The organism is Rhodococcus sp. DMF-1, from assembly GCF_021441945.1.
GTDB lineage: Bacteria > Actinomycetota > Actinomycetes > Mycobacteriales > Mycobacteriaceae > Rhodococcus > Rhodococcus ruber.
This window is the reverse complement of sequence record NZ_CP090442.1, coordinates 2,662,808-2,670,446: the sequence shown is the minus strand read 5'-3', so window position 1 is coordinate 2,670,446 and position 7,639 is coordinate 2,662,808. Positions and strand designations below refer to the sequence as shown.

Sequence of the window (7,639 nt, the reverse complement as noted above, 5' to 3'; positions counted from 1 at the left end):
CGCCGTGCCGGCGTGGTGGGGCTCCCTTCGGTCGAGGGGAGCCCCACCACGTTCGGGCAGGTGGGGCCCGTAAAGGTAACGTCGCGGGCGTCTCGGTGGATGAACGGGTGGCGGCTACCGGCCGGTACGGTCCCGCCGAGGACGCCGGGCGCAGTGACTATGCTTGATCGTTCGCGCGTGCTGGCAACGGAATCGAAGCGAAGGATGTGGGCACCTACATGCGGTCTTCTCGACACGACGGCAGTCCGGGCGAGAGCGATCCGGCGATCGCTCCGGAGCCGTCCGCCGGGAGGCACCGCGAACGCCCTGCCCGCAGCCGCCGACCGGCGCCGGCCCGCCCCCAGCGCGGCGCGCGTGCCCGCACCCAGGTGGCACTGCTGCCCCAGCTGCTGGCGTCGACCGTGGAGGAACGCGGCGACCATCCGGCGGTCGTCACGCCCGGCGGAACGGGCCTCACGTACCGGGAGTTGGACGCGAGGTCGTCGCAGCTGGCGCGAGTGCTGATCGCCCGGGGCATCGGGCCCGGCGACGTGGTGGCCGTTGCCGTGCCGCGCTCGGTGGAGTCCGTCCTGTCCGTCTGGGCGGTCGCCAAGTCGGGCGCGACCTTCCTGCCCGTGGATCCGAAGTACCCCGCCGAGCGGGTTCAGCACATGGTGTCCGACTCGGGTGCGGCCGTCGGACTGACCCTGGCCGCCTTCGCCGGCGCTCTCCCGGGATCGACGCAGTGGACCGCGCTCGACGATCCCGCCGTGGCCGCCGACATCGCGTCCCGCCCCAGCCACCCGGTGTCGTACGCCGACCGGCTCCGCCCCCTGTCGGAGCTGCATCCGGCGTGGATGATCTACACCTCCGGGTCGACGGGCCTGCCCAAGGGCGTCTCCGTCCCGCACAGCGGCATCGGCTCGCTGATCACCGCGGAGCGTGAGCACTACCGGGTCACCGCGGACGCCCGGGTGCTGCACATCTGCTCGCCCAGCTTCGACGTGTCGATGCTCGAGCTGCTGGCCACCTTCGGCGCGGGCGCGACCCTCGTGGTCTCGCCGCCGACGATCGTCGGCGGCGCGGACCTCTCGGAGCTGCTCGCGGCCGAGCGCGTCACCCACACGTTCATCACCCCCGCCGCCCTCGGGTCGGTGGACCCTCGGGGACTCGACGACCTGCGCGTGGTCGTGGTGGCGGGGGAGAGCTTCGGACCCGATCTCGTCGAACGGTGGGCCGCACCCCACCGCGACTTCTTCAACGGCTACGGCCCGACCGAGGCGACCATCCTCGCGGTCAGCAGCGCCGCCCTGCACCCGGGTGAGCCGATCCGCATCGGCACCCCGATCCCCGGCGTGGGCGCCTACGTGCTCGACACCCACCTGCGGCCGGTCCCCGCCGGTGTCACCGGCGAGCTGTACCTGGCGGGCGCACAGCTCGCGCTCGGATACCACGCCCGGCCGGGTCTGACCGCCGACCGGTTCGTCGCCAACCCGTTCGCCGACGGCGGGGCGCGCATGTACCGCACCGGCGACCTCGTGCGCCGCGACGAGGGCGGTGCGATCGAGTACCTCGGCCGCTCCGACTTCCAGGTCAAGATCCGCGGCTACCGCATCGAACTCACCGAGATCGACGCGGTCCTCGTCCGGCACCCGGACGTCGAGTTCGCCACCACCGTGGGCCGCCCGCTGCCGTCCGGGGAGACCGCGCTCGTCTCCTACGTCGTACCGGCAGGTGCGGCCGCGGACCTCGACACCGGTGCGCTCGTCGAATTCGCGGCCGGCTTCCTGCCCGACTACATGCTGCCGGCGGCAGTCGTCCCCATCCCCGAGGTGCCGCTCAACCCCGTCGGCAAGCTCGACCGCGCGGCCCTTCCCGACCCCGTCTTCGCGGTCCGCGAGTACCGGGCGCCGCAGACCCCGACCGAGCAGGCCGTCGCCGACGTCTTCGCCGACGTCCTCGGCGTCGAGCGAGTCGGCCTCGACGATTCCTTCCTCGACCTCGGTGGCAACTCGCTCGTCGCCACCCGGCTCGTCGCCCGGCTCGGCGCCGTCCTCGACACCCGGGTGCCGGTGCCGCTGGTGTTCGAGGCCCCGACGGTGCAGGCGCTCGCCGACCGGCTCGAGGCGCAGGCCGGTTCCGGGGCCCTGCCGCTCGTCGCCCGCGACCGCCCCGAGCAGGTCCCGTTGTCGCTCGCCCAGCAGCGGATGTGGTTCCTGAACCGCTTCGCGCCCGAGTCGGCGGTCGACAACATCCCCGTCGCGATCCGGCTCGCGGGACACCTCGACGTCGATGCCCTGCAGGGGGCGGTCGCCGACCTCGTCGCCCGGCACGAGTCGCTGCGGACCGTGTATCCGGAGATCGACGGCGACGGCTACCAGGTGGTGCTGCCGGCGGCCGAGGCCGTCCCGGATCTCACGCCCGTCGACGTCGAGATCGAGGACGTTCCCGCCCGGGTCCTCGAACTGGTCGGCACCGGGTTCGACGTCACCGCCGCCGTGCCGTGGCGCGTCGCCCTGCTGCGGATCTCGGCCGAGGAGCACGTACTCGTCTTCGTCGTGCACCACATCTCCGGCGACGGCTTCTCCATGACGCCGCTGGCCCGTGACATCGTCGCCTCCTATCGGGCGCGTACCCGCAACGAGCCGAACCCGTTGCCGCCGTTGTCGGTTCAGTACGCCGACTATGCACTCTGGCAGCGGGAGGTGCTCGGTGACGAGGACGATCCCGAGTCGGTGCTGTCCCGGCAGCTCGCCTACTGGCGCGCGCAGCTCGCGGACCTGCCGGAGGAGCTCGGCCTCCCGGCCGATCGTCCCCGCCCCGCCGTCGCCTCCAATCGCGGTGCCGCCCTTCGCTTCCCGATCGACGAGGAAGTGCACGCCGCGCTCGCCGAGCTGGCCCGCACCCACAACGCGAGTGTGTTCATGGTGGTGCACACCGCGCTGGCCGTGCTGCTGGCCCGCCTGTCCGGCACCGACGACATCGCCGTCGGCACCCCCGTCGCGGGCCGCGGCGAGGCTGCTCTGGACGACGTGATCGGCATGTTCGTCAACACCCTGGTGCTGCGCACCGCCGTCGTGTCCGGTGAGTCGTTCGCCGACCTGCTCGCCCGGGTGCGGGGCACCGACCTCGAGGCATTCGCGAACGCAGACGTGCCGTTCGAATGCCTCGTCGAGGTGCTCGACCCGCCCCGCTCGCAGGCCCGGCACCCGCTGTTCCAGGTGATGCTCACGTTCCAGAACCTGCCGCAGTCCACCCTCGAGCTGCCGGATCTGCGCATCTCCGGCGTCGAATTCGACACGGCGATCGCGAAGTTCGACCTTCAGGTCACCGTCGCCGAGCAGGTCTCGGACCGCGACGCGCCGGGCGGGATGACGGTCGAACTCACCTACGCCACCGACCTTTTCGACGCCCCCACGATGACGTCCTTCGCCGACCGATTCACCCGGATCCTGCGGGGCGTCGCCACGTCCGCCGCCACCCCGATCGGCACGCTGCCGTTCCTCGGCGACGCCGAGGCCGAGCGGATCCTCACCGAGTGGAGCAGCCTCGGACCCGGCGCCCCGGTGCCTGCCGAGGCGACCCTCGTCGACCGCTTCGAGTCCGTCGTCCGCCGCAGCCCCGACGCCCCGGCCGTCACGTTCGCCGGACGCACCCTCACGTTCGCCGAGCTCGACGCGCGGGCCAACCGCCTGGCCCGGCGGCTCGTCGCGGCCGGAGCGGGCCCGGACGAGCTCGTGGCCGTCGCGCTGCCCCGGTCGGCCGACCTGATCGTGGCACTGCTGGCGGTACTCAAGTCGGGTGCCGCGTATCTGCCCATCGACACCACCTATCCCGCCGAGCGGCTGCGGTACATGCTCGAGGACTCCCGGCCGCGCTGCCTCCTCACCGACGCAGGCGGTGTCCTGCCGGACCTCGGCCTGCCACGGGTGCACGTCGAGGACGACGACCCGCACGCGCCGAGCGGGCCGGTCACCGACGCCGAGCGGATCGCGCCGCTGCGCGCGGACAACCGTGCGTACGTCATCTACACCTCCGGCTCGACGGGCCGCCCGAAAGGCGTCGCGGTCACCCACCGCAACGTGCTGACCCTGTTCGCCAACGCCGAACCGCTGTTCGGGTTCGGCTCCGACGACGTGTGGACGCTGTTCCACTCCTACGCGTTCGACTTCACGGTGTGGGAGCTGTGGGGACCGCTCCTGTACGGCGGCCGGCTCGTCGTCGTCGACTACCTCACGTCGCGCTCGCCCGAGCAGTTCCTCGAGCTGCTGCGGGCCGAGCGGGTCACCGTGCTGAACCAGACCCCCTCGGCGTTCCTCCAGCTCGACGAGGCCGACCGGGTGGCGTCGGTGGAGCGCCCCGACGCCGGTCCGCTCGCCCTGCGCTACGTCGTGTTCGGCGGCGAGGCCCTCGACCTCGGCAGGCTCGAGGGCTGGTACGGGCGCCGGCCCGTGGCCCCGACCCTGGTCAACATGTACGGCATCACCGAGACCACGGTCCACGTGTCGTTCCGGGCCCTCGACCGCGGCGACGCCCGCGCCGGTGCCGCCAGCCGGATCGGCCGCTCGCTGCCGGGTCTGCGGCTGCGGGTGCTCGACCGGCTGCTGCAGCCCGTCCCGGTGGGCGTGCCGGGCGAGGTGTACGTCTCGGGCGATCAGCTCTCGCGTGGCTACCTCGGTCGTCCGGGGCTGACCGCCGCCCGGTTCGTCGCCGACCCGTTCGGGTCGGGCCGGCTCTACCGCACCGGCGACGTCGCCCGGTGGAACGCCGACGGTGAGCTCGAGTACGCGGGGCGCAGCGACGCGCAGGTGCAGTTGCGGGGATTCCGCATCGAACTCGGCGAGGTCGAGGCGGCGCTGGTGCGTGCCGACGGGGTGGCCCAGGCGGTCGCGGTGGTCCGCGACGACGGTCTCGGCGATCGGCTGGTCGCATACGTGGTGCCCCGCGCCGGGGAGGACCTCGACGTGGCCCGCGTGCGCGAGCAGCTCGGCGCCTTCCTCACCGGCTACATGGTTCCGGACGTCGTGGTCGTTCTCGACGAGCTGCCCCTCACCGTCAACGGCAAGCTCGACCGGCGCGCCCTGCCGGTGCCCCGGGCGACCACCACCGCGGGCACGCGCCGCGAGCCGGTCACCGACGCCGAACACGTCGTCGCACAGGTCTTCGCCGACGTGCTCGGCGTCGAGGGAGCCGGGGCGGACGACTCGTTCTTCGACCTCGGCGGCAACTCGCTCATCGCGACGCGGGTGATCGCGCGGGTCAACGAGTCGCTGGGAACCGCCCTGGCGATCCGTGAGCTGTTCGAGGCGCCGACGGTGGCCGAACTCGCCGCCCGGGCCGACGCACACGCGGAATCGGTGGCCCGGCCCGCGCTGACCGCCGGGTCCCGCCCCGACCGGGTGCCGCTCTCCCTCGCCCAGCAGCGCATGTGGGTGCTCAACCAGCTCGACCCCGCCTCCGCGAGCTACAACATCCCGCTCGCGATCCGGCTGCGCGGCCGCCTCGACACCGCGGCGCTCACCGCGGCCGTGCGCGACGTGATCGACCGGCACGAGTCGCTGCGCACCCTGTACCCGCAGGACGAGACGGGGCCCTACCAGCGCATCCTCGACGCCGACGCCGTCGTGCCCGCGGTGGTGCCGGTCGAGGCCGCATCCGAGCAGGAGGCGCTCGCCGAGGTCGTCGCCCTCGCTGCCGAAGGGTTCGACGTCTCGTCGCAGGTGCCGGTGCGCGGCCGGATCGTCTCGGTCGGCGCCGACGACCACGTGCTCGCTCTCGTCGTCCACCACATCTCCGCCGACGGTGCGTCGCTGGCGCCGCTGGCGCGGGACCTGATGACCGCGTACGCGGCGCGGTTGTCCGGAGATGCTCCCGCCTGGGCGCCGCTCGAGGTGCAGTACGCCGACTATGCGCTCTGGCAACGCCGGGTCCTCGGCGACGCCGACGACGCGCAGTCCCCGGCCGGTGCCCAGCTCGCCTACTGGCGTTCCCGCCTGACGGGCGTGCCCGAGCTCCTCGATCTGCCCACGGACCGGCCGCGGCCGCCGCAGCCGTCGCTGCGCGGCGGCACGGTGGCCGTGCAGGTCGACGAGCAGATCCGGCAGCGGCTCGACGCGCTTGCGCTCGCGCACCGGGCGTCGCTGTTCATGGTGGTCCACGCGGCCCTCGCGGTGCTGCTGGCCCGCCTCAGCGGCACTCACGACATCGTCGTCGGCACGCCGGTCGCGGGCCGCGGCGACCGGCGCCTCGACGACCTGGTCGGGATGTTCGTCAACACCCTTGCGCTGCGTACGGACGTGGACCCGGCGGCGTCCTTCGCCGAGTTGCTCGACCGGGCCCGCGCGGTCGACCTCGAGGCGTTCGGTCACGCCGACGTGCCGTTCGAGCGGGTGGTCGACGACGTGGTCGCCGCGCGCTCCCCGGCCCGGCATCCGGTCTTCCAGACGGTGCTGTCGTTCCAGAACACCGAGGCAGCGCGGCTCGAACTGCCGGATCTCACCGTCGAGGCGCTCGACGGCGGCGAACTCGCCGCCAAGTTCGACCTGCAGGTGACGGTCGATCCGCGCGAGCACCCGGGCGGGACGGCCGCCGGCATGCACGTCGGGTTCACCTATGCCGTGGACCTGTTCGACGCCGGCACCGTCGCCACCTTCGCCGAACGTTTCCTGACCGTCCTGCGCGCCGTCGCGGAGAGCCCTCGGGCCGTGGTCGGAGACATCGACATCCGGACCGAGACCGAGCGCTCGGCGCCCGCCGACATCGAGCCCGAGCCGGTGGCGGCCCCCGACCGGGTCGAGCGGACCGTGCCGCAGGAGTGGCAGGTCGCGGTGGAGTCCGACCCGGAGGCCCCGGCGTTCGTCGCGGACGGTGCCGAGGTCACCTATCTCGAGCTCGAGCGCCGGTCGTCGCAGTGGGCCCGGTATCTCATCGCCCAGGGTGTCGGGCCCGGCGACGGTGTCGCGGTCGCCGCGCCGGCCGGGCCGGAACTGGTCATCGCGCTCTGGGCGATCACCAAGGCGGGCGCCGCGATCGTGCCTGCTGTCTCCGGCTCCACGGCCGCGCAGACACCCGGGCTCGGGTTGGCGACGCACGGGGCGGACGTCCGGCCCTCCGCCGCTGCGCGCTGGCTGTACCTCGACGAGCCGGCGACGGTGGCCACCGTGGCGGCGCTGTCCGCCCGTCCGGTCGACTACTCGGAGCGGGTCCGGGTCCTGCAGCCGCAGCACCCCGCGCTGTGGGTGGCCGGCCGTGTGGTCGACCACGGCGAACTGGTCGCCCTCGCCCGCGGCGGAGGGGCGGCGGGGAAGCTGGACTACGAGTCACGGTTGCTGGTGTGCGACGGTACGGCGGAGCAGTGGCGCGTCTTCGCGATCCTGGCGGCCGGGATCGCCGGTGCGGTGGTGGTGGTGCCAGAGCCGGACGCCGACCTCGCCGCCGTGGTGACCGACGAGTGGGTGACCCACGCGTTCGTCGCGTCGTCGCAGGTAGAAGCATTGAACGACGCGCCGGCCGAGGACCTTCGGGTCGTGGTCGTCACCGACCGCGACGAGGTTCCCGCGGGGTCCGCCGCAGCGGGTGACGAGTGGGCGACAGTGGCCGCCGTCGACCCGTGGAGTATGCGGAACTGAATACCGGCCGGTAGATTGCCTGCGGGCGGGAC

1 protein-coding gene is annotated in these 7,639 nt (G+C 73.3%); it reads left to right on the top strand.

Going from position 1 to position 7,639, the window contains the following annotated elements; all coding sequences use genetic code 11:
* Nucleotides 1-218: 218 nt before the first annotated feature.
* Nucleotides 219-7,607, top strand: a complete 7,389-nt coding sequence (locus LZP97_RS12260; RefSeq protein WP_234575030.1) for a non-ribosomal peptide synthetase — start codon at nucleotides 219-221, stop codon at nucleotides 7,605-7,607.
* Nucleotides 7,608-7,639: the final 32 nt, after the last annotated feature.